The following is a 23,185-nucleotide window of genomic DNA, read 5'->3' on the forward strand; positions in this document are numbered from 1 at the left end:
AAAAAGCCGTCGCATCGTCGTGGGCTGCGTTGCCTCACTATACTGCGCGCTCCATGCAAACCACGCCGCCCTCGGTCAACGTCCCGCCCGGGCTGGATCCTGGGGCGGCGGCGCGCTGGTGGCAGCGCAAGCCCGCCGCCAGCCCTTGGTTGCACGAGTGGGTCGGGCAGCGTATGGCGCAGCGGCTGGAGTGGATTCGTCTGCAGCCGCAAGCCTGGCTCGCGTGGGCGCCGCGCTGGTCCGGCGAGCAGGCGCTGCAGCAGGTGGCGCAACGCTACCCCCAGGCGCAGCTGTGGCTGGCTGGCCCGGGCGTGTGGTCGCAGCAGGCGGCAGGGCGGCGCGGATCGTGGCTGGGGCGCTGGCTGGCTCGCCGCGATCCGCGCGACGCGCAGGCGACGCGCGCAGCCGCCGACGGCGCCGTGGGCGAACCCGTGCAGCTGGTCTGGGCCAACATGGCGCTGCACGCCGCCCCCGATCCGGGCCAGTGGCTGCAGCACTGGCTGGATTGGCTGGCGCCGGATGGCTTTGTCATGCTGTCGTGCCTGGGCCCTGATACGGCGCGTGAGCTGCGGGCGGTGCACGCCGCGCACGGTTGGCCGCCGCCCGCAGCAGACTACGTGGACATGCACGACTGGGGCGACCTGCTGGTGCGGCTAGGCTACGCCGAGCCGGTCATGGACATGGAGCGCCTCACGTTGACATATGTCAATGCCGAGCGGCTTCTGGCCGATTTGCGCGCCTGGGGACGCAACTGGCACCCCGCACGGTATCGAGCCTTGCGCGCGCGCCGCTGGCGCGACGTTTGGCTGCGGGCGCTGGAGCGCGAGCTGCCGCGCGATGCGCAAGGTCGCCTGATGCTCACCGTCGAAGTGATCTATGGCCATGCGCTCAAGCCCGCCCGCCCCCGCCCCGCGGCGGGGCAAGCTGCGATTCCGCTGCAGCAATTGAGAGAGCAGCTGGCGCGCCGCCGCGTCCCAGCCCCGCAGAGCTCTGCAACTTGGGCCGACCCGGACTACAATTGATGTAGATCAAACGTCGCCACGATGGCGTTTGAGCTCTATCAAGACGGTCGGGCGCAGCCATGCTTTGCGCGGTTGCGCCGATGGCGCGGGAGCCAGGGGTGCAACATCACCAAGGTTCGCTAGCAGGGATGCCACAACTCGGCCAGCTGCGCGCGCAAGGCTGGTTTTGGCAGCTGCGGCGCAACGGAGCGTTGACGCCGCGCCAACTGTTGGCGGCCTGGGCGTTTGCCGTGGTTGCGGTGCTTGGCGTGGCGGCGTTTTGGATCGGGCGGGGCGCCGTTCTGGTGTGGCCGTTTGCGGCGGTGGAACTAGCCGCGGTGATGCTGGCTTTCGGCTGGATGGCGCGGCACGCCAGCGATCGGGAGGAGCTTGAACTTAACGAGTCGGCGCTGCGCGTGCGGTGTTGGGATGCCGGACGGGTCCGCGCCGTCGAGCTGCCGCGCCCTTGGGTGAGGGTGGAGGCGCCGGCTGCCACGGGCCAGCTGGTCTGGCTGCGAGCAGGGTCGCAAGCGGTCGCCGTGGGGCGGCACATTCAGCCCGCTTTGCGGCAGCAGCTGGCTCGCGAGCTGCGCTGGGCGTTGGCACAGTCAGAGGGAGCGCGCCCAGACGCGGCCTAGGGGATAGTCCGAAGGCGCGGGTGTGAGGAAGTTTGGTGTAATCGGCGTTGACATAAATCAACGCTTATATTCGGGACCACTGACGTGAGCACGATGAAGCAAGCCAATCATGACGGGCGGTTGGACCCGTGGGGCCTGGTGCGCCGGGTCTGCGGTGCCCTAAGCGCGGCGGCGGCCATGGCCGCCGTCTGGGCGGGGCAGGCGCAAGCGGCGGTCAACGATTTGCCGGGGGGGCCGGCGGTGAATCAGTTGAATTTTCACCCGCCGGCCACGCGCATCGCGGAAGAGCAGCACTGGCTGCACTGGTTCATGCTGGGCATTTGCGCGACGATTTTCGTGGTTGTGTTTGGCGTGATGTTTTACTCGATCGCCAAGCACCGCAAATCGGTGGGGCACCAGGCCAAGGAGCTGCCGGAACCAATCTGGGTGGAACTGGGCTGGACGATTGTGCCGCTGTTGATCGTAATCGGCATGGCGCTGCCGGCCACCAAGGTGATCGTCGCGCAAAAAGATACCTCCAACGCCGACCTCACCATCAAAGTGGTGGGCATGCAGTGGAAGTGGGGGTATGAATACCTCAAGGGTGAGGGCGAGGGGATCCAGTTTCTTTCGACTCTGGATCCGCAGCACCGCATCATGTCCGACAGCGGCAAGGTGCCGCCGACCGACGACTATCTGCTGAAAGTGGACAACCCGCTGGTGGTGCCGGTGGGCAAAAAAGTGCGCATCATCACCACGGCCAACGACGTCATCCATGCCTGGATGGTGCCGGCGTTCGGTGTCAAGCAAGACGCTATTCCGGGTTTCGTGCGCGACACGTGGTTCCGGGCCGAAAAAACGGGCGACTTCTATGGCCAATGCGCCGAGCTGTGCGGCAAGGAGCACGCCTACATGCCGATCCACGTGAAGGTGGTGACGCAAGAGGAGTATTCGCGCTGGGTGGCCGAGCAGAAAAAAGCCATGGCCGCTAAAGCGGACGACCCCAACAAAGAGTGGACGCTGGCGGAGCTGAAAGCGCGCGGCGAACAGGTGTATGCCGCCCATTGCGCCGCATGCCATCAAGCCAATGGGCAAGGCGGCGGCGCGATCAAGCCGTTGGACGGCTCGACCATCGTCACGGACGCCGACCACGGCAAGATGTTGAATGTGCTGCTGCATGGCGCTGGCGGTGGGGCGATGCCAGCTTGGAAACAGCTATCAGATGTTGAATTGGCGGCGGTGATGACCTTTGCGCGCAACAACTGGTCGAATCAGACCGGCGACGTGGTGCAGCCCAAGGAAGTGGTGGCGGCGCGCCAATGATTTCAAGGTTTTTTGACGAGGTGTAGCCATGAGTGCAGTGTTGGATCATCCGGGTGCGCACGCGCACGACCACGATCACGCCCACCACGCGCCGACGGGTTGGCGGCGCTGGGTGTTTGCTACCAATCACAAGGATATTGGCACGCTCTACCTGCTGTTCAGCTTCACGATGCTGATGATCGGCGGGTTGCTGGCGTTGGGCATCCGTGCCGAACTGTTCCAGCCGGGCTTGCAGGTCGTCAACCCTGAGCTGTTCAACCAGCTCACCACGATGCACGGCATCATCATGGTGTTTGGCGCCATCATGCCGGCGTTTGTGGGCTTTGCCAACTGGATGCTGCCGTTGCAAATCGGCGCCTCCGATATGGCGTTTGCCCGCATGAACAATTTCAGCTTTTGGCTGATGGTGCCGGCCGCCTTGATCCTGGTCGGCTCATTCTTCATGCCGGGGGGAGCGCCTGCGGCCGGCTGGACGCTGTATGCGCCGCTGACGCTGCAGATGGGCCCGTCGATGGACGCCGCGATTTTTGCCATGCACATCATGGGCGCCAGCTCCATTATGGGCTCGATCAACATCATCGTCACCATTCTGAACATGCGCGCGCCCGGCATGACGCTGATGAAAATGCCGATGTTTGCCTGGACGTGGCTGATCACGGCCTATTTGCTGATCGCAGTGATGCCGGTTTTGGCTGGCGCCATCACAATGACGCTGACCGATCGGCATTTTGGTACCAGCTTCTTCAATCCGGCCGGCGGCGGCGACCCGGTTCTGTATCAGCACATTTTCTGGTTCTTTGGGCATCCCGAGGTTTACATCATGATTCTGCCGGCTTTTGGCATCATCAGCCAAGTGGTGCCGGCGTTTGCCCGCAAAAAACTCTTTGGCTACACCTCGATGGTGTATGCGACGGCTTCGATTGCGATCCTTTCGTTCATCGTTTGGGCGCACCACATGTTCACCACCGGCATGCCGGTGACGGGGCAGCTGTTTTTCATGTATGCCACCATGCTGATCGCGGTGCCGACCGGCGTGAAGATCTTCAACTGGATCGCCACGATGTGGAAAGGATCCATGACGTTTGAGACCCCGATGCTGTGGGCCGTCGGCTTCATTTTCGTGTTCACCATGGGCGGCTTCACTGGTTTGATGCTGTCGATGGCGCCGCTGGATATCAACTTCCAAGACACCTATTACGTGGTGGCGCACTTCCACTACGTGCTGGTGGCGGGTTCCCTGTTTGCCATGTTTGCCGGTTTTTACTACTGGGGCCCGAAATGGACTGGTGTGATGTATGACGAGCTGCGCGGCAAGATTCACTTTTGGTGGTCGATGATTTCGTTCAACGTCACCTTCTTCCCGATGCACTTCCTCGGTCTGGCTGGCATGCCGCGCCGCTATGCCGACTATCCGATGCAATTTGCGGATTTCAATGCGATTGCCTCGGTCGGCGCCTTCGCTTTCGGTCTGGCGCAGGTCTATTTCTTCTTCTTCGTGGTGCTGCCAATGATGCGCGGCCAAGGTCAAAAAGCGCCGCAAAAGCCTTGGGAAGGCGCCGAGGGCTTGGAGTGGGAGGTTCCCTCGCCAGCTCCGCACCACACCTTTGAGACGCCGCCCAAGCTCGATGCGACCGCCACGCGCGTGATCGGCTGAGGCCAGGAGGCAACCAAGGCAACGGTTTTGGAGTGACAGCCACCATGACCCAGCCCGACGATCGGCGACGTCAAAATGTGCGGTTGGCTTGGATTTTGGCCTCCGTGGCTCTGGCGTTCGCTTTGGGCTTCGTGGCCAAGATCGTCTGGCTGGGTCGTTAGCGCAGAACCGGGTTTGAGGCGGCAGGTATGGCAGTTCAAAACCGCTTCAGGCGCGCCGAGAACTTGCGCATGACCGGCAAACTCGTGGTGGTCGCGCTGGGGATGTTTGCGTTTGGCTACGCGCTGGTGCCAATCTACCGCGCGATTTGTGAAGCGACTGGGATCAACATTCTGGCGCTGGGCGAACGCAACCTGCCAGGCAAAACCCGCACCGACCCGGTCAACACCCAGGTGGATGCCTCTCGCACGATCACGGTCGAATTCGACACCAATGTGCGAGGCCCTTGGCACTTCAAGCCTGCCGTGCGCTCGATGGAAGTGCACCCAGGGCAGTTGGCCACGGTGATGTATGAGTTTCAAAACGTGCAAAACCGCACGATGGCCGCGCAAGCCATTCCTAGCTACGCGCCGCGCCAGGCGGCCAACTATTTCAACAAATTGGAGTGCTTTTGCTTCAACCAATACACGCTGGCACCGGGGGAAAAGCGCGAATGGCCCGTGGCTTTTGTGATCGATCCCAAGTTGCCGAAGGATGTGAAAACGATCACGCTGTCTTATACGTTCTTCGAGGTGGGTTCGCCGATGCCCCCACCGCCAACGGCAGCGGCACCCAGACCGCAAGCAGGAGCCTCATGATGGCGCCGCCCTCAGTGCATCGACGCCCCGTTTCGTGGTCTGCCACCATCAAAGCGGTGTTGTGGAGTTTTTTGGGGCTGCGCCGTCGCGCAGATTTTGAGCAGGACGTGCAGCGCCTCAATCCCATCGCGGTGATGGCCACAGCCGTGGTGCTGACCGTGGCGTTTGTGGTGCTGTTGATGGTGATCGTGCATCGGATTGCAGCTGCAGCGTGACGGCCTGCGGTTCGGGAAAAAAGATTTCGTCAGACAAAGTCAAAGTTTGCAAGGAGTGAGCATGGCTTCGACCACCCACGGCAGCGCGCCGTATTACTATGTGCCGGGCATGTCGCGCCATCCGGCGTTGGCCGCCTTTGGCTTGTTTTTCGTCATTTTGGGCGCCGGGCAATGGATCAACGGCGTGGAGTGGGGCAAGTGGTCGCTCGCGCTGGGCTTGGCCTGGTGGCTGGTGGTGCTCTACCAGTGGTTTCGTGATGCGGTGCGTGAGAGCGAAGCCGGGCTATACAGCCGCAAGATCGATGTGTCGTATCGCTGGAGCATGAGCTGGTTCATCTTCAGCGAAGTGATGTTCTTTGGCGCGTTTTTCACGGCGCTGTGGTGGGCGCGGGCGCATTCGGTGCCTACTTTGGGCAACCTCGAAAATGCGCTGATTTGGCCCGACTTTCAAGCCGTGTGGCCTTCGGTGCAGCCGGGCGCCACCGCTTCGCCGGCTGGCATCGTCGAGCCGTTCCAAACCGTGGGACCATTTTGGCTGCCGACGATCAACACGGCGCTGCTGTTGACGTCGGGCGTGACCTTGACGATCGCGCACCACGCGCTGCAAGAGGATCGACGCAGCAAAGCCGTGGCCTTCATGTGGCTGACGGTGTTGTTGGGCGCGACGTTTCTGGTGGTGCAGGGCTACGAATACTTTCATGCTTACACCGAGCTCAACCTGAAGCTCAGCTCCGGCATCTTTGGTTCGACGTTTTATATGTTGACTGGCTTCCACGGCCTGCACGTGTTCATCGGCATGCTGATGTTGATCGTGATCACGCTGCGGCTGCAAAAGGGACATTTCACCAAAGACCGCCATTTTGGCTTTGAGGGGGCAGCCTGGTATTGGCACTTTGTTGATGTGGTCTGGTTGTTTCTCTACGTCCTGGTTTACTGGATGTAAACCCAAAAGGGGGCGTGCAGCTTCCCTTTTTTGACGGGCGGTGGTCACGTCGGGTGCGAACCGCCCGGTGTATTTTTTCGTTGTTTGGCAAGGTGTTGTGTGGCGCAGCCGGCGACGCCAAGTTGGATTTGCGGAGATTGCCCTAACGCAACGGCAAGCCGGTGGGTTGGATCCAGCCCATCCAATGACTGAGCAGCAGCGCCAAAAACAACAGCACGGAAAGCCCGATTCTCACCGTCAGCGCACGCGCCATGCGCTTGGAGCGTCGAGCGTCGCCGCTGGATGAATCTCCGCGCATCATCGCCACCAAGGCGCTGGCCAGGCTGGCCACAATACCCGCAAAAGCGATCCAAACAAGGGCTTTCATGATGTGTCATTATCTCGCTTGATGCATATCCGAGCCTCCCGTTGGGTGATCACCGTGGCTGCGCTGGCGGCGGTGGCGCTGACCACATCACTGGGCGTCTGGCAATGGCGTCGGGCCGAATTCAAACGAGCGCTGCTGGCACAGCAACAAGCGCAGCAATCAGCGCAGCCGCTGAACTGGCAATCCTTACGCGAAGCCGCGGCCGATGGCACCCTTGACACGTTTTATGGGCGTATGGTGCGGCTTCGAGGGCGTTGGGTTCCTGGCACGTTGGTGTGGCTGGACAATCGCCCCCGCCATGGCCAAGCCGGCTGGATCGCGCTGACGGCGTTGCGCGCGCCCGAGGGGGAGACTGCAGTGGTTGTGCAGCGGGGCTGGCTGCCGCGGCCCACCGATCCGCGCCGTCCGGCGCCATCGCTGGCCACCCCGGAGGGCGAAGACGTGGAGGTGTTGGGGCGGCTGGCGCCTCCGCCCTCGAAGCTATGGCAACTTGGGTCTGAGGCGCCGGGGCCGATTCGGCAGAATATCGACCTTGGGGCTGCGGCGGTCGAATGGAATCTGCCGTTGATGCCGGTTTCGGTGCAGCAGACCGAACCGGTGGAAAGCACGCTGGATGGCGTGCCGCTGCAGCGGGATTGGCCCGTCGTGGCGGTTCCTCCCGAAAAACATGTGGGCTACGCGGTGCAGTGGTTTGCGCTGGCGGGCCTGATCGTGGCGCTGTATGTCTGGTTCCAAATCCTCCTCCCCCGCCGGCGGCGCATCCCCTTGGCCCGATGAGCCGCTGACCTTGACGGTGCACACGCTGCCGCAGCCCAGTGCGGCCTTGGTGCGCGATCCTGCGGCCACCCGCGCGGGGCGGCTGAAGATGCTGCTGCTGTTGCTGGTGGCCGCCTCGCCGGTGATCGCATCGTATGTCACTTATTACGTGATCCGGCCGGAAGGTCGGCGCAACTACGGCGAGCTGATCGAGCCGCAGCGCCCGCTGCCGGCCATCGTCGGTTTGGATCCGCAAGGCAAGCCAGTGCCGCTGACGGCTCTGCGGGATCAATGGCTGTTTATCAGCGTGGCCGACAGCGCCTGCGACGCGCAGTGCGAGCGACATCTTTATCTGCAACGCCAGCTGCGTGAAAGCCTGGGCAAAGACAAAGACCGCATGGATTGGGTCTGGCTGCGCACCGGCAGCCGTGAATTTCCGCAGCGGTTGGCGGCAGCGCTGGCGCCAGCCGTGGTGTTGTGGGTGGACGAGCGCGAGCTGGCACAGTGGCTGCAACCAGCTGAGGGCCATCGCCTCAGCGACCACCTGTATGTGGTCGATCCCCTGGGGCACTGGATGATGCGTTTTCCCGCCGAGGCGGACCCGAGCCGCATGCGGCGGGATCTGGAACGCCTGATGCGTGCGTCCAGCTCCTGGGATCGTCCGGGTCGGCCTTAAAAGGGCAGGAGCCTGCGAAGCGTGGACGCGGTGGAAACGTGGGTCGATTGGACGCCGGTTTTTCGGCTGTTGTTGGTAGGCACGCTGTTGGCGGCGGGGCCGCTGTTGTGGGTGTGGTTGCGTCACCGGGGGGCCACGCCGATGCAAAGGCTGCGCGCGCTGACGGCGCTGACGTTGTTTCTGACTTTCGACTTGGTCTTGTTTGGCGCCTTTACCCGTTTGACCGATTCCGGCCTTGGCTGCCCAGATTGGCCGGGCTGCTACGGCGCGGCCAGCCCGATCGGGGCGCGGGCCGACATCGCGGCGGCGCAGGCGGCCATGCCCACCGGCCCGGTGACGTGGTCCAAAGCGTGGATCGAAATGATCCATCGCTATTTGGCCACAGCGGTGGGGGGGTTGATCTTGGTGATGGCCGTGGTCAGCACCCTCGAGCGTCGCCGCGGTCCCACGCCGGTGGTCTGGGCGTGGCTGACGCTGGCCTGGGTGTGCCTGCAAGGGGCGTTTGGCGCCTGGACGGTGACCATGAAGTTGTTTCCCGCTATCGTGACGCTGCACTTGCTGGGCGGCATGGTGTTGCTGGCGCTGCTGCGCTGGCAAAACGTGCGTTGGGCTGACCCTGCGTTGCGGGATGACTCGCCGCCCGCCTTGCGCGCGGCGCTGGTGGGCTTGTTGGCGTTGGTGGCGTTGCAGATCGCGCTGGGAGGCTGGGTGAGCACCAATTACGCCGTGCTGGCGTGCCGCGACTTTCCGACCTGCCAGGGGCAGTGGTGGCCGCAGATGGATTTTGCGCGCGGCTTTGAGCTGTGGCGCGAGCTGGGACAGCAAGGCAGCGGCGACGCCTTGCCCTTTGCCGCGTTGACGGCCATCCACTACACGCATCGGCTGGCGGCTTACGTGGTGTTGCTGGCGCTGGCCGCCGTAGGGCTTTGGCAGTGGCGCTGCGGGCAGCGGGAGCGGGCCTGGTGGCTGTGGGGGCTTGGCGCTTGGCAGTTGGTCACCGGGCTGTCCAACGTGGTGTTGGAGTGGCCGCTGATCGCCGCGGTGGCGCACACCGGCGGCGCGGCGGCGCTGGTGGTGGTGCTCAGCGGCTGGCTGGCGCAGCCAACCCGCCGCCGCCCGGGGTTGGAGGGGTCCCCCACGGTTGCTCGGTTGGCTGCGGAGGGCCAAGCGTGAGCGGGGTGGACAGCCTGCCCGCGCCCAAGCCGCTGCCGGCGGTGTGGCGGCAGTATTACGCGCTGATGAAGCCGCGCGTGATTCAGTTGATCGTTTTCTGCGCTTGGATCGGCATGGTCCTGGCGGTGCCCGGCTGGCCCAGCGCCGCGCAATGGCGCACGATGGCGCTGGCGTGCCTGGGCATCTGGCTGGTGGCCGGGGCGGCGGCGGCGTTCAACTGCCTCATTGAGCAGCACATCGATGCCCGCATGCGGCGCACCGCGTGGCGTCCAACCGCGCGCGGAGAACTTTCGCGCACGCAGGCGCTGGCGTTTTCGGCGGTGTTGGCCACCGCGGGCTCGGCGCTGCTGTATGTGGCCGTCAACCCGCTCACAATGGGGCTGACGCTGGCCACTTTTGTGGGCTATGCGGTGATTTACACGGTCATTCTCAAACCCCTGACGCCGCAAAACATCGTGATCGGCGGCGCCTCCGGCGCGATGCCGCCGGTGCTCGGCTGGGCGGCGATGACCAACGCCGTCACCGCCGAGGCTTTGGTGCTGTTTTTGATCATCTTTCTGTGGACCCCGCCGCATTTTTGGGCTTTGGCGCTGTATCGCATGGATGACTATCGTAAGTCGGGCCTACCGATGCTGCCGGTAACGCACGGCTCGGCGTTTACGCGCCTGCACATCTTGCTCTACACCTTGATCCTGTTCGCAGCATGCCTGCTGCCGTATCTGCTGCGCATGAGCGGCGAAGTCTATTTGGCGGCCGCGCTGGCGCTCAACGCCGGATTCATCCTCCATGCTTGGCGACTGTGGCGTCAGTATTCCGACGCGCAAGCCCGGCGCACGTTTCGTTTTTCGTTGATTCACCTCTCCCTGCTTTTTGCGGCCATGCTGGTGGATCATTACCTGTTGGTGGGAGGTCTGTTGTGAGCCAACAGCCGGCTGAGGAGGGGCCGCTTGGCGCCGCCCGCGCCTGGCTGCGCACGCGTCGCCGTCTGTTGGCGGGCCTGTCGGCCTGGGCCGCGGTGCCGTGGCTGGCGGCGTGTCGCGATCAGCCCGCGTTCCACGGCATCGATTTAACCGGGGCCGATTACGCCCAGGATTTCAATTTGCCCGACGCCGAGGGACAACGCCGCACCTTGGCCGATTTTCGCGGCAAGGTCGTGGTGGTGTTTTTCGGCTACACCCAGTGTCCCGACGTGTGTCCGACGTCGCTGGGCGAGCTGGCCGAAGCGAAGCGTTTGCTGGGAGCGGATGGCCAGCGTATGCAGGGGGTGTTCATCACCGTCGATCCCGAGCGAGATACGCCTGCGGTGATGCGCGCCTACGTGGCCAGCTTCGATCCGAGCTTTGTGGCGTTGCGCCCCGACCCCTCGGTCTTACCGGAGCTGGCCAAGGCGTTCAAGGTGTATTACAAAAAAGTGGATGGCCCCACGCCGACCAGCTACACCATGGATCACTCGGCTGGCAGCTACGTCTATGACACGCAAGGCCGTCTGCGACTCTACCACCGCTACGGCAGCGGGGCGCAGGGTTTGGCCAGCGATGTGCGTCGCTTGCTGGCGGAGGCTTCCGCTGGCTAAGCCCGCCCTCCGGGCTGGCTCGCACTGTGACCTGCACGCAACAGCTTGACGCGGTCGGGCAAGGATGCCGCCGACGTCCGCTAAGATGCAGCGCGCACTTGGCCGCGACGTTTCACGGTTGTTGTCATGCGAGCTGTCCCCGCGCCTCCAGCTGCCCGGATCGAGGAATTCGGGTTGCTTTGCGACCCCGCGCCAGGGTGGCGGCGACGGCGGTGGTTGACGGTGGCAGCCTTGGGGGGACTGGGCTTCGCGCTGCAGGGGCGGGCCGCGTCGCGCCCGTGGACGCTGGGCGTGGTGCCCTACTTAAGCGCGCGACGCTTGGTGGAGCTCTACGAGCCGTTGCGCGCGTGGCTGGAGCGCGAGGCGGCGCGCCCGGTGCGGCTGGAGACGGCGCCGTCGTATCACGCCTACCACGAACGTTGCGCCGGCGCGGCCTACGACTGGATCGCCACCAGCCCAGGGCTGGGGCGGCTGGCCGAACAAGAGCAAGGCTACGTGCCGTTGGCGCGGCCTTTAACCGACCTGGAGCCGCTGTTGGTGGTGCCGCGCGGTTCGCCGCTGCGCGAGGTGGCCGAGCTGCGCGGGCAAGTCGTCACGACCTCGGATCCGTTGGCCACGCTGACGCTGGTGGCACGGCGGTTTTTCTCCGAAGCGGGGTTGCCGCCCGGGGCGGCGCTGGATTTGCGGCCGATGGGCACGCACGCCAACGCGCTGGCCGTCCTGTTGCGGGGGGAGGCCGCGGCGGCGGTGATTTCGGTGACGGCGCTCAAGCAAATTGGCGGCGAGCAGGCCGAACGGATTCGGGTGCTGGTGCGCCTGCCGCCGACGCCGCCGTTGCTTTACATGGCGCATCGTCGCCTGGGGCAGGCCGAGTTGGAGCGTTGGCAACGCGCGCTGCTGCGGTTTGGCAACGAAACCGTGGAGGGGCTGGAGGCGATGCGCCGGCTGGGTCACGATGGGCTGCGAGCGGTGACGCGCACCGACTTGGCGGCGCTGGATCCCATTGCCGCCGATTTGAAGCGTTTGTTGGCGGTGTCGGCATCATGATGTTGGGGCCTCGATCGTTGCGTTGGCGGCTGGTGGCAGTGGTGCTGCTGATCCATGCCGTCATGGTGCTGGCGCTGGTGGCGTTGCTGGAGCGCGAAAGCCGCCTGTTTGCCGAGGAGCAGGTGCAGCGCCGCGCCCGCACATTGGAGGTGGAGCTGCGCGCGGCGCTGGCTGCGCCTATCGTCGCGCGCGATTACGTGACGCTGGACGAAATCACGCGCGAGCTGGTGGCGGTGGCCGAGGTGGTCTACCTCAGGGTCGAGGATGTGGATGGCCGCGAGCTGGCCCACGCCACTCGGCTGAACCCCACCGACGCGGCGCCGGCCACGGTGCGCCACTTTACGGTGGCGCTGGGCGATGCCCGCATCCAACTGGGGCTGGATACCGCTCGCGCCAGCCTGGCGTGGCATGAATTTGCCCGGGTGGCGGTGATTTGGGTGACGCTGGCCGCAACAGCCGCTACCTTGTTGATTTTGTCGGCGGCCAACCGGCTGGCGCGTCGGATCGAGCGGCTGAGCCAGGCGGCGGAAGCCTGGACGCGTGGCCAGTGGCAGGTGCAAGCGCCAGCGCGCGCCGACGGCGATGAGCTGCATCGCCTGGGCCGCACGTTCAACGCCATGGCGCGCGAGATCGCCGAGCGCATCCAAACGCTGGAACGGGCCCGGCAGGAGACGGCGGCTGCGCTGGAGGCCGTGCAGCAAGAGCGCGCGCGCATGGTGGCCTTGCTGGAGGCGATGGGCACCGGCGTGTTGTTGGTCGATCGCGCCGATCGCGTGGTTTATCTGAACGAGGCGCTGCGGCGGATGTGGATGATCGACCCGCAAGCGCCGGTGATCGGCGAGCGCGCCAGTGACTTGCTGGCCCGCTCCGGCGGGCGGCTGGCCCAGCCGGATCACTTTTCGCGCTTGGTGTTGCATGTGCCGGGCACGCAGGAAGTGTCGGACTCCACCGAGCTGACGATGAGCGATGGCCGCATCATCGTGCAGGCGTGTCGTCCGGTGCGCGACGGCGATGAACGCCTGCTGGGGCGGCTTTGGCTCTATGAAGATGTCACGCAGGAGCGGCGCAACGCCGAACAACTGATTTACCTGGCCGAGCGCGACGGGCTGACCGGCCTCTACAACCGGCGCCGCTTTGAGGAGGCGCTGGAGCGCGCCTTGCTGGACGCCAGCCGCCGTCAGTCGCGCTGCGCGCTGATGCTGTTTGACCTGGACGAGTTCAAGCACCTCAACGACCACTTTGGCCACCGCGCGGGCGATGCGCTGTTGGTGCGCGTGGCCAACGAGCTGTCCACAGTGGTGCGCCGCAACGAGGTGCTGGCGCGGCTGGGGGGGCGATGAATTTGCGCTGCTGGTGCACGAGGTGGAGCGCATCGAGGAGCTGGAAAACCTGGCTGAGCGCATCGTGCGCTCGATTGCCCGCCTGCCGTTTGCCTTCGATGGCCGCTCGCTGCGCATCACCGCCAGCCTTGGCATTGCGGTGTTTCCCGACCACGCCGGCTCGTTGGCCGAGCTGGTGGCCGCCGCCGACCTGGCGATGTATCACGCCAAGAGCGCCGGCAAAAACGGCTGGCGTCTTTACGATGGTCAAATTGACGCCAGCGCCATCGAGCGGCTGGGCTGGAGCGAGCGCATCGAGCGCGCGCTGGCGGAGGATCTTTTTGAGCTGCACTTCCAGGGCATCCACGGCCCATGCGGGCGGCTGTCGCACGTGGAGGCGCTGCTGCGCATGCGCGACCCCGAAAGCGGCCAGCTGGTGTCGCCGCTGCACTTTATCGCGCCGGCGGAAAAAACCGGCCGCATCGTCGAAATCGACCGCTGGGTGGTGGGGGCGGCCGTGCGGCTGCTGGCGCAACACCCCGAGCTGCCGGCCGTGGCGGTCAACGTCTCGGGGCGCACGCTGGCGGAGGTGCGCTTCCCGACGTTTGTGTTGGACACGCTCAAGCACCATGGCGTGGCCCCGCAGCGTCTGCTGTTGGAGGTGACCGAAACCACCGCGATCTCGGACATGCACGACGCCAACCGGCTGCTCGACGTGATGCGCCCAGCCGGCTGCCGGGTTTGCCTGGACGACTTCGGCGCTGGCTTTTCGTCGTTTTCGTATTTGAAGCACCTGCCTGCCGACGTCATCAAAATCGACGGTCAGTTCGTGCGCAACGTGGCCGACAGCCGTGAAGACCGGCTGCTGGTGCAGGCTATCGTCAACGTGGCCCGCGGTCTGGGCAAATCAACGATCGCCGAATTTGTCGAAGACGAGCGCACCTTGCGCACCTTGGCGGAGCTGGGTGTGGAAGCCTTTCAAGGCTACCACTTCTCCAAGCCGACGCCGCTGCTGCCACCCTTGCTGCAGCAGCACGGGGTGTTGGCCCACCCGCTGGTGGGCTCGGTCTAGGCGTCGGCGGTCATGGTGGCGGCTTTGTCGGCCTCCGAGGTGAACGCATCGGCGTAGAACGCCTCGGCGGGCAAGCCCGCGGCGACGTAGTCCCGGCGGGCCGACTCCACCACCACCGGCGCGCCGCAGGCATAGACCTCAAAGCCGGACAAATCTGGATGGTCTTGCAGCACCGCCAGGTGCACAAACCCAGTTCGCCCTTGCCAGCCATCCTGCGGCAGCGCGTCCGACACCACCGGCACGTAAGTCAGGTTGGCCATGTCCCGGGCCAGCGCGCGGATCCACTCGTCTTGGTAGAGGTCGTGCGGGCGCCGACCGCCCCAATAAAGCCACGTCGGGCGCGTGATGCCGGCGTGCTGCATGTGCTGCAGGATGGCTTTGATCGGCGCAAAGCCCGTGCCCGAGGCCAGCAGGATGATGGGTTTGTCGGCATCCTCGCGCAGAAAGAAGCTGCCGAACGGCCCCTCGATGCGCAGGATCTCCTTTTCCTTCATGCCGCCGAAGACGTGGTCGGTGAACTTGCCGCCTGGCATGTGGCGGATGTGCAGCTCCAGCTGCGGCGGCTCGGCGACGACGTGCGGCGCGGTGGCCATCGAGTAGGCGCGGCGACTGCCGTCGCGCAGCAGGAACTCGACATACTGCCCGGCGCGATACAAAAAAGGCTCCGTGGCCGGCAGCTGCAGCCGCACGATCATCACATCCGGCGCGGCGCGCTGCAGCGTCAGCACGCGCACCGGCAGCTTTTTGATCGGCAGGGCTCCCGCTTCCGTCACCTGGCGGGATTCGATCACCACGTCGCTGTGCGCGGTGGCGCAGCAGGTCAGGATCAGGCCGGCGGCCTCTTCCTCGTCGGACAGCGCCTTGGCCTGGTGCGGGCCGTGCGTGACAGCGCCGGCGAGCTTGCGGCACTTGCACGAGCCGCAGGCGCCGTCCTTGCAGCCGTAAGGCAGGCCAATGCCCTGGCGGATGGCGGCGGCCAGCAAGGTCTCGTGTTCGGTCGCGGTGAAGGTGCGGCCGCTGGGTTGGACGGTGATGGTGAATGTCATACTTACGGGGATGCCGTGCGGGTCGGGAAACAGCGCTTGCGATTGTCGCAAATCGGCGCGATGCCCGGCTCGGCTCGGCGTATGGATCGCTGGGAGTCCGCATGAACGCAGTAGGTGGCGCCAAGCCGGCGCGTTTTCGGCGCGCGCGGGTGTTGATCGTCGGTTGCGGCGATGTCGGCTTGCGCGTCGTGCGCAGGCTGGCCGGGCGCGTGCGGCTGCTGGCGCTGACTTCCACGCCGGCGCGGGCGCCGATGCTGCGCGCGCACGGGGTGACGCCGCTGGCGGGCAATTTGGACGAGCCAGCCAGCCTGCGCCGACTGGCCGGCCTGGCCGCCCGGGTGCTGCACCTGGCGCCGCCCCCTGCGGATGAGGCGCAGCGCCGCGACGATCCACGCTCGCGCGCGCTGGCGCAAGCGTTGGCGCGCCGCACCCCGCCACGGGTGCTGGTCTATGGCTCCACCAGCGGGGTTTATGGCGACTGCGGCGGGGCCTGGGTCGAGGAGACCCGCCCCCCGCGCCCGCAAACGCCGCGCGCCTGGCGGCGGCTGCACGCGGAGCAGACCTGGCGGCTGTGGGGGCGGCGCACCGGCGCGCGCGTCACGGTGTTGCGCATCCCGGGTATTTACGCGCCCGATCGAGCCGGGGGGCTGCGCGAGCGTCTGCTGCGCGGCACCCCTGCGCTGCGCCCGCAAGACGATGTGGTGACCAACCATATCCACGCCGACGATTTGGCCCGCGCCTGCCTGCGCGCGCTGTGGTTGGGCCGGGCGCAGCGGGTGTTGCACATCGTGGACGACGCGGCTTGCCCGTCCGGCGAAGCGCTGGACCGCGTGGCAGACTTGCTCGGTTTGCCCCGCCCGCCGCGTATCACCCGTGAGCAGGCCGCCGATCAGCTGCCTGCGCCGACGCTGTCGTTTATGCGGGAGTCCCGCCGGCTGCGCAACGATCGCATGAAGCGGGAGCTGCGGCTGCGCTTGCGTTACCCCACGGTGATGGAGGGCTGGGCTCAGGCGGCGGCGAGCTGGTCGCGCACCAGCCACAGCGAGTAGCCGACGTAGCCGGCGATCAGCAGCGCGCCCTCGGCACGGTTGATGCGCCCGGGGCGGCTGCGCCAGCCCCAGCCGAGCACGAACAGCGCCAGCGTGAAGGCCGCCATCACCGGCAGGTCGCGGCTCAGCAGCGCCGCCTCGGCCTGCATCGGCGCGATCGCGCCGGCCAGCCCCACCACCGCCAGCGTGTTGAACAAGTTGGAGCCGAGCACGTTGCCCAGCGCCAGGTCATGTTCACCCTTGCGCGCCGCTGCAATCGAAGAAGCCAGCTCCGGCAGCGAGGTGCCGATGGCCACGATCGTCAGTCCAATGACAAGGTCGCTGACGCCCAGCGCCTGCGCCACCGTGACCGCGCCCCACACCAGCGCGCGGGAACTGGCCACCAGCAGCGCAAGCCCCAGCGCCAGCTCGACCCAGGCGCGCGCAATCGGCATCGGATGCGCCTGCAGCTCGGCCTCGGTCTCGGCAGCCAGCGGGTCGGCGCCGTTGCGCATGCCTTGCCAGATCGACCACGCCATCAGCGCCGCAAACACCGCCAGCATCAGCCCGGCTTCGGCGCGCGTGATCGTCAAGTCCCAGGCCAGCCACAGGGCCAGCGCGGTCACGGCGGTGAGGATTGGCAGCTCCTGTCGCAGCACCTGCGACTGCACGGCGATGGGGCTGATCAGCGCGGTCAGGCCGAGGATGATGCCGATGTTGGCAATGTTGGAGCCGAAAGCATTGCCCAGCGCGATGCCAGGGTTGCCTTCCAGCGCCGACAGCACCGACACCGCCAGCTCCGGCGCCGAGGTGCCAAACCCGATGATGACCGCGCCGATCAGCAGCGGCGGCAGGTTGAAATGGCGCGCGATCGCCGCCGCCGCCGCCACAAAGCGATCCGCCGACCAGACCAACACCGCCAAGCCAGCCACGATGGCCAGCGGCGCCATCCAAACGTCCATGCCAGTTCCAAACAAACGAGCGTTGAGAAGCTGCCGCGCAGTCTAGCATCGGGCCCGATCGGCACGCATGACCGCGCCGCGTTTCGCGGGTAAACTGGTTAAGGCGGCGCGGGCTGCGCGCTGCCAGTGCCAACACAACAAGAGGAGGAAAAAGCGGTGGAAACCTTGGCATGGATACTCAAGTTGTTGCTGCTGGCAGCGCTGGCGCTGCTCATCAAAGTGGTGCTGGATTACAACACCTTGCGGCGCATGTCCGAAGCCATCAGCGAAGCGTGGTCCAACATCCAGGTGGCGCTGCGCAAGCAAATTTCGCTGGTCAACCAGCTCATCGAGGTGGTGCGCCAGTATCAAGAGGCGGAAAAGCTGGTCATGCTGCAAGTCACCGAAAGCGACCGCACGATGGCCGAGATGTCCAGCCTTCACCAGCAAACCGGCCTGATCCTGGCGGCGGCGTCCAACCTGGCGCAGCGTTACCCTGACCTGAAAGCCAACCAGCAATACCAGCGGCTGATCGACAGCATCCAAGAGTGCGAAACCGAGCTGACGCAGCGTCGCCACGCCTACAACGCCAACGTCAAGGACTACAACACGAAGCGCAGCGCATTGCCTACGGTTTTTTGGGCCAGCGCGCTGGGCTTTCGGGAGGCGCCCTATCTGTCGTTCGATGGCCAGAATGTGGTGGTGGACATCCACAAACTGGAAAACTTTGCCTCGGACGTGGATGCGCAGCGCGTGCACGAGCTGTTGGGTCGCGCCAAGGACGCTGCCTTGCGAGCCGGGGACAAAGCCTTGGACACCGGCGCTCAGTTGGCTCGCAAGACCATGCAAACGATTCAGGCTGCCGTCAGCGACGTGGCGTCCAGCCCCAACACGACGACCCCGGATCGTTCAGCCCCGTCTTCTGCCGCTGCCTCGGAGCATCAGGTTGTTGAGGCTTCGGCGTCAGCCAGCTCTTCCGGCCGTCCGCAAGACCGTTAAACGCAGTTCAATGCAGGACGCCGAGTCGGCAGCCGCGCGCTGTAGGCAGCTTGCGCTTGACGCGGCCTCAGTGACCGCATTGACGCAGCCGCTGTTGGATGGATCTGGTGCCGGAAGCCGGACTCGAACCGGCACGGTGTCGCCACCGGCAGATTTTGAATCTGCTGCGTCTACCAATTTCGCCACTCCGGCATCGGGGGCAGGCGTTGCGCACTGTCTCCGAAGGCAAAATTATGGCACAGTCTTGACAAGCTTCCCCGGCTGGTGTGCGGGGGTAGGGATCCCGGCCCTGGCTGAGTTGACGCCATGAATTCGAATCGGTCACAGTCCAACAACCCTCGCCCCGGCCAGCGTCGCCGTCTGCCGCGTTATCCGACGATCGAAGACGCGGTGGGGCGCACCCCTCTGGTGGCGTTGCAGCGCATTGGCGAGCCGGACAACCGCGCGCGCGGCAACGTGGTGCTGGCCAAGCTGGAGGGCCACAACCCGGCTGGCTCGGTCAAGGATCGACCGGCGTTGTCGATGATCCGCCGCGCCGAGGAGCGCGGCGAAATTCGCCCCGGTGACACGCTGATCGAAGCCACCAGCGGCAACACTGGCATTGCGCTGGCGATGGCCGCGGCCATCCGCGGCTACCGCATGGTGCTGATCATGCCGGAGGACCTCTCGATCGAGCGCGCGCAGACGATGAAGGCGTTCGGCGCCGAGCTGATCCTCACGCCCAAGAGCGGCGGCATGGAATACGCGCGCGACCTGGCCGAGAAAATGCAGCGCGAGGGCAAGGGCAAAGTGCTCGATCAATTTGCCAACCCGGACAACCCGCGCATCCATTATGAGACCACCGGCCCGGAGATTTGGGCCCAGACGCGGGGTCGGATCACCCATTTTGTCAGCGCGATGGGCACCACCGGCACCATCACGGGGGTGAGCCGCTTCCTGAAGGAAAAGAACCCGGCGATCCGCGTGATCGGCGCGCAGCCCAGCGAAGGCTCGCGCATCCCTGGCATCCGCAAATGGCCGCCGGAGTACCTGCCGAAGATCTACGACCCCGCCGGCGTGGACGAGCTGGTGTATGTCAGCCAGGCCGACGCGGAGGCGATGTGCCGCCGCCTGGCGCGCGAGGAGGGGATCTTCGCCGGCATCTCGGCGGCGGGGGCATGCTGGGTGGCGCAGCAGGTGGCCGCGCAGGTGGACAACGCCACCATCGTGTTTGTGGTCTGCGACCGAGGCGACCGATACCTCTCGACGGGCGTCTTTCCAGCCTGAGCGGCGGCCATAGAGGGCTGGCAGGACGGATCAAGGGCCGGCTGCTTACAATCGCAAGTTTTCAAAAACCAAGCCGATGACCATGCAGATCGACCGTGAACTGGATGCGCGCGGGTTGAACTGCCCGCTGCCGATTTTGAAAGCCAAAAAAGCGCTGGCCGAGATGACCAGCGGCCAGGTTCTTAAGGTGATCGCCACCGACGCCGGCTCGGTGCGGGACTTTCAGGCGTTTGCGCGCCAAACCGGCAACGAGCTGTTGCACCAGGAGTCGGTGGGCGGCGAGCACATTTCGATTTTGAAGCGCCGTTAGGCCGCAGGCGGGAACGTGGCGTTCCCGCCGCTGGGTTGCCCGCACTGCGGCGGGGCCATTCAGCCCAGCCGCGCGCGCTGCGCCTGCACCTTGGCCAGCGTGGCGGAAAAGTCCGCCAGCCGCTGGCGCTCCTGCTCGATGACCGCCGCCGGCGCCTTGGCGACGAAGGCTTCGTTGGCGAGTTTGCCCTGCGCCTTGGCGATCTCGCCCTGCAGGCGCGCGATCTCCTTGTCCAGGCGGGCGCGCTCGGCGGCGACGTCGATCTCGATGAACAGGCACAGCCGCGCCTCGCCGACCACCGCCACCGGGGCGGCCTGCGCGGCGGCGGCCCAGGCGGCCTCGTCATCGAACAGACGCACCTCGCTGAGCTTGGCCAGTGCCTGCAGCACCGGCGCCCAGCGGCGCAGGAAGTCGGCCTCGCCGACGGCGTACAGCGGCAGCCGCTGGGCGGGCGAGACGCCCATCTCGCCGCGCAGGCGGCGGCACGCCTCCACCACCGCCTGCAGGCGCGCCACCTCGGCTTCGGCGCGCTCGTCGATGCGCTGCGGCTGCGCCTCGGGGTAGGGCGCCAGCATCACCGACGGGCCGGCGCGTCCGGCCACCGGCGCCACCTTCTGCCACAGCTCCTCGGTGATGAACGGGATGATCGGGTGCGCCAGCCGCAGGATCGTTTCCAGCGTGCGGATCAGCGTGCGCCGGGTGGCGCGGCGCTGCGCCTCGTCGCCGGTCTGCAGCTGCACCTTGGCGATTTCCAGGTACCAGTCGCAGAACTCGTCCCAGACGTAGGCGTAGATGGCGTTGGCAACCAGATCGAGCCGGTAGTCCGCGAACGCCTGCGCGATGTCCTGCTCGACGCGCTGCAGGCGCGAGACGATCCAGCGGTCCGCGGCCGAGAAGCTCAGGTAGCCGTGGAACGGGCCGCCGGGGGCGCACTGGTCCTTGGTGTGCTCGGCGAGTCCACAGTCGTGACCCTCGCAGTGCATCAGCACGAAGCGCGTGGCGTTCCAGAGCTTGTTGCAGAAGTTGCGGTAGCCCTCGCAGCGCTTGCTGTCGAAGTTGATGGAGCGGCCGAGCGAGGCCAGCGCCGCGAACGTGAAGCGCAGCGCGTCGGCCCCGTAAGCCGGGATGCCGTTGGGGAACTCCTTTTCGGTGGCCTTGCGGATCGCGGGCGCCAGCTCCGGCTTGCGCAGGCCGGTGGTGCGCTTGTCCAGCAGCGCCGGCAGGTCGATGCCGTCGATCAGGTCCACCGGATCGAGCACGTTGCCCTCGGACTTGCTCATCTTGCGGCCCTGCGCGTCGCGCACCAGGCCGTGGATGTAGACGTGGCGGAACGGCACCCGGCCGGTGAAGTGGGTGGTCATCATGATCATGCGCGCCACCCAGAAGAAGATGATGTCGTAGCCGGTCACCAGCACGGTGCTGGGCAGGTAGAGGTCGTAGTCGCTCAAGGCGCCGGGGGTGCCCGAGCCCTCCGCGGCCTCGGGCCAGCCCAGCGTCGAGAACGGCACCAGGGCGCTGGAGTACCAGGTGTCCAGCACGTCCGGGTCGCGCTTCAGGCCCGCTTCCAGCAGCGGGGCGCGCTGCTCGGGCCCCAGGTGGGCGACGTAGGCCTCGAACTGCGCGCGCGCCTCGGCCTCGCTGCGCGCGACGTAGACGTTGCCCTCGGCGTCGTACCAGGCCGGAATCTGGTGGCCCCACCAGAGCTGGCGGCTGATGCACCAGTCCTGGATGTTGGCCATCCACTGGTTGTAGGTGTTGACCCAGTTTTCCGGCACGAAGCGCACCTGGCCGCTGGCCACCGCGTCGATGGCCTTCTGCGCGATGCTCTTGCCGGTGGGGTCCTGCGGGCTGACCTTGGTCATCGCGACGAACCACTGGTCGGTCAGCATCGGCTCGACGATCTGGCCGGTGCGCGCGCAGCGCGGCACCATCAGGCGGTGCTTTCGCACCTCCACCAGCAGCCCGGCGGCGCGCAGGTCCTCGACGATGCGGCGGCGCGCCTCGAAGCGGTCCAGCCCGCGGTAGGCGGCCGGGGCCTGGTCGTTGACGGTGGCGTCCAGATGGAAGATGTTGATCAGCGGCAGCTGATGGCGCTGGCCGACGGCGTAGTCGTTGGGGTCGTGCGCCGGCGTGACCTTGACCACCCCGGTGCCGAAGGCCGGATCGACGTAGGCGTCGGCAATGACGGGGATCTCGCGCTCGCACAGCGGCAGCCGCACGCGCTGGCCGATCAGGTGGCGGTAGCGTTCGTCCTCCGGGTGCACCATCACCGCCACGTCACCCAGCATCGTCTCGGGGCGGGTGGTGGCCACCACCAGCTGCCCCTCGCCGCTGGCCAGCGGATAGGCGATCAGCCACAGGAAGCCGTCCTCTTCCTCGCTTTCCACCTCCAGGTCCGACACGGCGCTCATCAGCACCGGGTCCCAGTTGACCAGGCGCTTGCCGCGGTAGATCAGGCCCTGCTCGTACAGCCGCACGAAGGTTTCGGTGACGACCTTCGAGAGCCGCTCGTCCATCGTGAAGTACTCGCGGCTCCAGTCCACGCTGTCGCCCAGGCGCCGCATCTGCTGCGTGATGGTGTTGCCGCTCCTTTCCTTCCATTCCCAGACGCGGGCGACGAAGTTCCTGCGCGCCTCTTCCGGCGTGGCGCCGAGGTCATGGCGCGTGCGGCCTTCCTGCTGCAGCTGGCGCTCCACCACGATCTGCGTGGCGATACCGGCGTGGTCGGTGCCCGGGATCCAGACCGTGTTGAAGCCGCGCATGCGGTGGTAGCGCGTCAGCGCGTCCATGATGGTCTGGTTGAACGCGTGCCCCATGTGCAGCGTGCCGGTGACGTTGGGCGGCGGCAGCTGGATGGCAAACGACGGCGCGTCCGGCTGGGGCTGGCCGGTGCCGCGCCAGCCCGCGCGGCCAAAGCCGCGCGCTTCCCATTCCTGGGCCCAGCGGCGTTCGACCGCGGCGGGTTCAAACGATTTGGACAGGCTTTGCAGCGCAGGTTGGGCGACGGGTTCAGCGGTGGACATGGCGTTCGAGCGGGCAGGAATCCAACAAGGGCAGGGCGG

24 protein-coding genes and 1 tRNA gene are annotated in these 23,185 nt (G+C 66.1%); 20 read left to right on the forward strand and 5 right to left on the reverse strand.

Annotation, left to right across the window (positions count from 1 at the left end; genetic code table 11):
- Positions 1-53 precede the first annotated feature (53 nt).
- The 8 genes from Talka_RS08475 (at position 54) to Talka_RS08505 (ending at position 6,550) form a co-directional block, all read left to right on the forward strand.
- Positions 54-1,022, forward strand: a complete 969-nt coding sequence (locus Talka_RS08475) for a methyltransferase domain-containing protein (protein WP_185970105.1) — start codon at positions 54-56, stop codon at positions 1,020-1,022.
- 128 nt (positions 1,023-1,150) lie between these two features.
- Positions 1,151-1,639, forward strand: coding sequence for a DUF2244 domain-containing protein (locus tag Talka_RS08480; protein WP_185970106.1), 489 nt, complete (start codon positions 1,151-1,153; stop codon positions 1,637-1,639).
- Between the two features lie 177 nt (positions 1,640-1,816).
- Entirely contained in the window at positions 1,817-2,941 is a 1,125-nt protein-coding gene (coxB, locus tag Talka_RS08485; RefSeq protein WP_143890725.1) for a cytochrome c oxidase subunit II, read from the forward strand.
- Between the two features lie 28 nt (positions 2,942-2,969).
- Complete coding sequence (gene ctaD / locus Talka_RS08490; RefSeq protein WP_143890686.1) at positions 2,970-4,595, forward strand: cytochrome c oxidase subunit I; 1,626 nt, start codon at positions 2,970-2,972, stop codon at positions 4,593-4,595.
- A 44-nt stretch (positions 4,596-4,639) separates the two neighbouring features.
- Positions 4,640-4,756, forward strand: coding sequence for a cytochrome oxidase small assembly protein (locus Talka_RS12005; RefSeq protein ID WP_221933872.1), 117 nt, complete (start codon positions 4,640-4,642; stop codon positions 4,754-4,756).
- A gap of 27 nt (positions 4,757-4,783) precedes the next feature.
- On the forward strand, positions 4,784-5,392 hold the full coding sequence (locus Talka_RS08495; RefSeq protein WP_143890687.1) for a cytochrome c oxidase assembly protein: 609 nt from the start codon (positions 4,784-4,786) through the stop codon (positions 5,390-5,392).
- Positions 5,392-5,607, forward strand: coding sequence for a DUF2970 domain-containing protein (locus Talka_RS08500; RefSeq protein WP_185970107.1), 216 nt, complete (start codon positions 5,392-5,394; stop codon positions 5,605-5,607). The genes Talka_RS08495 and Talka_RS08500 overlap by 1 nt, the downstream gene beginning before the upstream one ends.
- A gap of 61 nt (positions 5,608-5,668) precedes the next feature.
- Positions 5,669-6,550 (forward strand): cytochrome c oxidase subunit 3, encoded by an 882-nt coding sequence (locus Talka_RS08505; protein ID WP_143890689.1) that lies wholly within the window; start codon positions 5,669-5,671, stop codon positions 6,548-6,550.
- A gap of 142 nt (positions 6,551-6,692) precedes the next feature.
- Here Talka_RS08505 and Talka_RS08510 read toward each other — a convergent pair whose 3' ends face one another.
- A complete protein-coding gene (locus tag Talka_RS08510) occupies positions 6,693-6,917 on the reverse strand; it encodes a twin transmembrane helix small protein (RefSeq protein WP_143890690.1) in 225 nt (74 codons plus the stop codon).
- 45 nt (positions 6,918-6,962) lie between these two features.
- Here Talka_RS08510 and Talka_RS08515 point away from each other — a divergent pair, with 45 nt between their 5' ends.
- The 8 genes from Talka_RS08515 to Talka_RS08550 all read left to right on the forward strand — a co-directional run bounded on the left by Talka_RS08515 (position 6,963) and on the right by Talka_RS08550 (position 14,533).
- The gene (locus tag Talka_RS08515; protein WP_185970108.1) at positions 6,963-7,694 is read left to right on the forward strand and encodes an SURF1 family protein; all 732 of its coding nucleotides are present in this window, start codon (positions 6,963-6,965) and stop codon (positions 7,692-7,694) included.
- The gene (locus Talka_RS08520; protein ID WP_143890692.1) at positions 7,639-8,349 is read left to right on the forward strand and encodes an SCO family protein; all 711 of its coding nucleotides are present in this window, start codon (positions 7,639-7,641) and stop codon (positions 8,347-8,349) included. Before Talka_RS08515 ends, Talka_RS08520 begins: the two co-directional genes overlap by 56 nt.
- A gap of 21 nt (positions 8,350-8,370) precedes the next feature.
- Positions 8,371-9,522, forward strand: coding sequence for a COX15/CtaA family protein (locus Talka_RS08525; protein WP_185970109.1), 1,152 nt, complete (start codon positions 8,371-8,373; stop codon positions 9,520-9,522).
- 5 nt (positions 9,523-9,527) lie between these two features.
- Positions 9,528-10,442, forward strand: coding sequence for a heme o synthase (gene cyoE, locus Talka_RS08530; RefSeq protein ID WP_425472658.1), 915 nt, complete (start codon positions 9,528-9,530; stop codon positions 10,440-10,442).
- A gap of 65 nt (positions 10,443-10,507) precedes the next feature.
- Positions 10,508-11,095: an SCO family protein gene (locus Talka_RS08535; RefSeq protein WP_246100635.1), complete on the forward strand. Its 588-nt coding sequence runs from the start codon at positions 10,508-10,510 to the stop codon at positions 11,093-11,095.
- A gap of 222 nt (positions 11,096-11,317) precedes the next feature.
- Positions 11,318-12,142: a phosphate/phosphite/phosphonate ABC transporter substrate-binding protein gene (locus Talka_RS08540; RefSeq protein ID WP_185970110.1), complete on the forward strand. Its 825-nt coding sequence runs from the start codon at positions 11,318-11,320 to the stop codon at positions 12,140-12,142.
- Positions 12,139-13,482 carry a GGDEF domain-containing protein gene (locus tag Talka_RS08545; RefSeq protein ID WP_143890694.1) on the forward strand — a complete coding sequence of 448 codons (1,344 nt, stop codon included), beginning with the start codon at positions 12,139-12,141 and terminating at the stop codon, positions 13,480-13,482. The genes Talka_RS08540 and Talka_RS08545 overlap by 4 nt, the downstream gene beginning before the upstream one ends.
- Before the next feature lie 13 nt (positions 13,483-13,495).
- Positions 13,496-14,533, forward strand: coding sequence for a putative bifunctional diguanylate cyclase/phosphodiesterase (locus Talka_RS08550; RefSeq protein ID WP_185970111.1), 1,038 nt, complete (start codon positions 13,496-13,498; stop codon positions 14,531-14,533).
- Here Talka_RS08550 and Talka_RS08555 read toward each other — a convergent pair.
- Complete coding sequence (locus Talka_RS08555) at positions 14,530-15,579, reverse strand: CDP-6-deoxy-delta-3,4-glucoseen reductase (protein ID WP_143890696.1); 1,050 nt, start codon at positions 15,577-15,579, stop codon at positions 14,530-14,532. The two genes, Talka_RS08550 and Talka_RS08555, sit on opposite strands and share 4 nt — an antisense overlap.
- A 101-nt stretch (positions 15,580-15,680) precedes the next feature.
- On the opposite strand from Talka_RS08555, the gene Talka_RS08560 reads away from it, so the two are divergent.
- The gene (locus tag Talka_RS08560) at positions 15,681-16,628 is read left to right on the forward strand and encodes an SDR family oxidoreductase (RefSeq protein ID WP_143890697.1); all 948 of its coding nucleotides are present in this window, start codon (positions 15,681-15,683) and stop codon (positions 16,626-16,628) included.
- Here Talka_RS08560 and Talka_RS08565 read toward each other — a convergent pair.
- Positions 16,586-17,569 carry a calcium/sodium antiporter gene (locus tag Talka_RS08565; protein WP_143890698.1) on the reverse strand — a complete coding sequence of 328 codons (984 nt, stop codon included), beginning with the start codon at positions 17,567-17,569 and terminating at the stop codon, positions 16,586-16,588. The genes Talka_RS08560 and Talka_RS08565 overlap by 43 nt on opposite strands.
- 156 nt (positions 17,570-17,725) lie before the next feature.
- On the opposite strand from Talka_RS08565, the gene Talka_RS08570 reads away from it, so the two are divergent.
- A complete protein-coding gene (locus tag Talka_RS08570; protein ID WP_185970112.1) occupies positions 17,726-18,547 on the forward strand; it encodes a LemA family protein in 822 nt (273 codons plus the stop codon).
- A gap of 105 nt (positions 18,548-18,652) precedes the next feature.
- On the opposite strand, the gene Talka_RS08575 is transcribed toward Talka_RS08570, so the two are convergent.
- Positions 18,653-18,739 (reverse strand) — tRNA-Leu (locus tag Talka_RS08575).
- A 114-nt stretch (positions 18,740-18,853) separates the two neighbouring features.
- On the opposite strand from Talka_RS08575, the gene cysM reads away from it, so the two are divergent.
- Complete coding sequence (gene cysM / locus Talka_RS08580) at positions 18,854-19,813, forward strand: cysteine synthase CysM (RefSeq protein ID WP_143890700.1); 960 nt, start codon at positions 18,854-18,856, stop codon at positions 19,811-19,813.
- A gap of 82 nt (positions 19,814-19,895) precedes the next feature.
- Entirely contained in the window at positions 19,896-20,123 is a 228-nt protein-coding gene (locus tag Talka_RS08585; RefSeq protein WP_143890730.1) for a sulfurtransferase TusA family protein, read from the forward strand.
- Between the two features lie 59 nt (positions 20,124-20,182).
- On the opposite strand, the gene Talka_RS08590 is transcribed toward Talka_RS08585, so the two are convergent.
- Complete coding sequence (locus Talka_RS08590; protein WP_143890701.1) at positions 20,183-23,146, reverse strand: valine--tRNA ligase; 2,964 nt, start codon at positions 23,144-23,146, stop codon at positions 20,183-20,185.
- Positions 23,147-23,185 lie beyond the last annotated feature (39 nt).

The sequence above is a fragment of the Tepidimonas alkaliphilus genome, from assembly GCF_007556595.1.
Classification (GTDB): Bacteria; Pseudomonadota; Gammaproteobacteria; order Burkholderiales; family Burkholderiaceae_C; genus Tepidimonas; species Tepidimonas alkaliphila.

Excerpts from the sequence above, each read along its gene's own strand:
- Talka_RS08505 (WP_143890689.1), top strand. The coding sequence starts at position 5,669 with ATGGCTTCGACCACCCACGGCAGCGCGCCGTATTACTATGTGCCGGGC.
- Talka_RS08480 (WP_185970106.1), top strand. The coding sequence starts at position 1,151 with ATGCCACAACTCGGCCAGCTGCGCGCGCAAGGCTGGTTTTGGCAGCTG.
- Talka_RS08520 (WP_143890692.1), top strand. The coding sequence starts at position 7,639 with ATGTCTGGTTCCAAATCCTCCTCCCCCGCCGGCGGCGCATCCCCTTGG.
- ctaD (WP_143890686.1), top strand. The coding sequence starts at position 2,970 with ATGAGTGCAGTGTTGGATCATCCGGGTGCGCACGCGCACGACCACGAT.
- coxB (WP_143890725.1), top strand. The coding sequence starts at position 1,817 with ATGGCCGCCGTCTGGGCGGGGCAGGCGCAAGCGGCGGTCAACGATTTG.
- Talka_RS08565 (WP_143890698.1), bottom strand. The coding sequence starts at position 17,569 with ATGGACGTTTGGATGGCGCCGCTGGCCATCGTGGCTGGCTTGGCGGTG.
- Talka_RS12005 (WP_221933872.1), top strand. The coding sequence starts at position 4,640 with ATGACCCAGCCCGACGATCGGCGACGTCAAAATGTGCGGTTGGCTTGG.
- Talka_RS08500 (WP_185970107.1), top strand. The coding sequence starts at position 5,392 with ATGGCGCCGCCCTCAGTGCATCGACGCCCCGTTTCGTGGTCTGCCACC.
- Talka_RS08585 (WP_143890730.1), top strand. The coding sequence starts at position 19,896 with ATGCAGATCGACCGTGAACTGGATGCGCGCGGGTTGAACTGCCCGCTG.
- cysM (WP_143890700.1), top strand. The coding sequence starts at position 18,854 with ATGAATTCGAATCGGTCACAGTCCAACAACCCTCGCCCCGGCCAGCGT.
- Talka_RS08475 (WP_185970105.1), top strand. The coding sequence starts at position 54 with ATGCAAACCACGCCGCCCTCGGTCAACGTCCCGCCCGGGCTGGATCCT.
- Talka_RS08545 (WP_143890694.1), top strand. The coding sequence starts at position 12,139 with ATGATGTTGGGGCCTCGATCGTTGCGTTGGCGGCTGGTGGCAGTGGTG.
- Talka_RS08495 (WP_143890687.1), top strand. The coding sequence starts at position 4,784 with ATGGCAGTTCAAAACCGCTTCAGGCGCGCCGAGAACTTGCGCATGACC.
- Talka_RS08590 (WP_143890701.1), bottom strand. The coding sequence starts at position 23,146 with ATGTCCACCGCTGAACCCGTCGCCCAACCTGCGCTGCAAAGCCTGTCC.
- Talka_RS08555 (WP_143890696.1), bottom strand. The coding sequence starts at position 15,579 with ATGACATTCACCATCACCGTCCAACCCAGCGGCCGCACCTTCACCGCG.
- Talka_RS08560 (WP_143890697.1), top strand. The coding sequence starts at position 15,681 with ATGAACGCAGTAGGTGGCGCCAAGCCGGCGCGTTTTCGGCGCGCGCGG.
- Talka_RS08510 (WP_143890690.1), bottom strand. The coding sequence starts at position 6,917 with ATGAAAGCCCTTGTTTGGATCGCTTTTGCGGGTATTGTGGCCAGCCTG.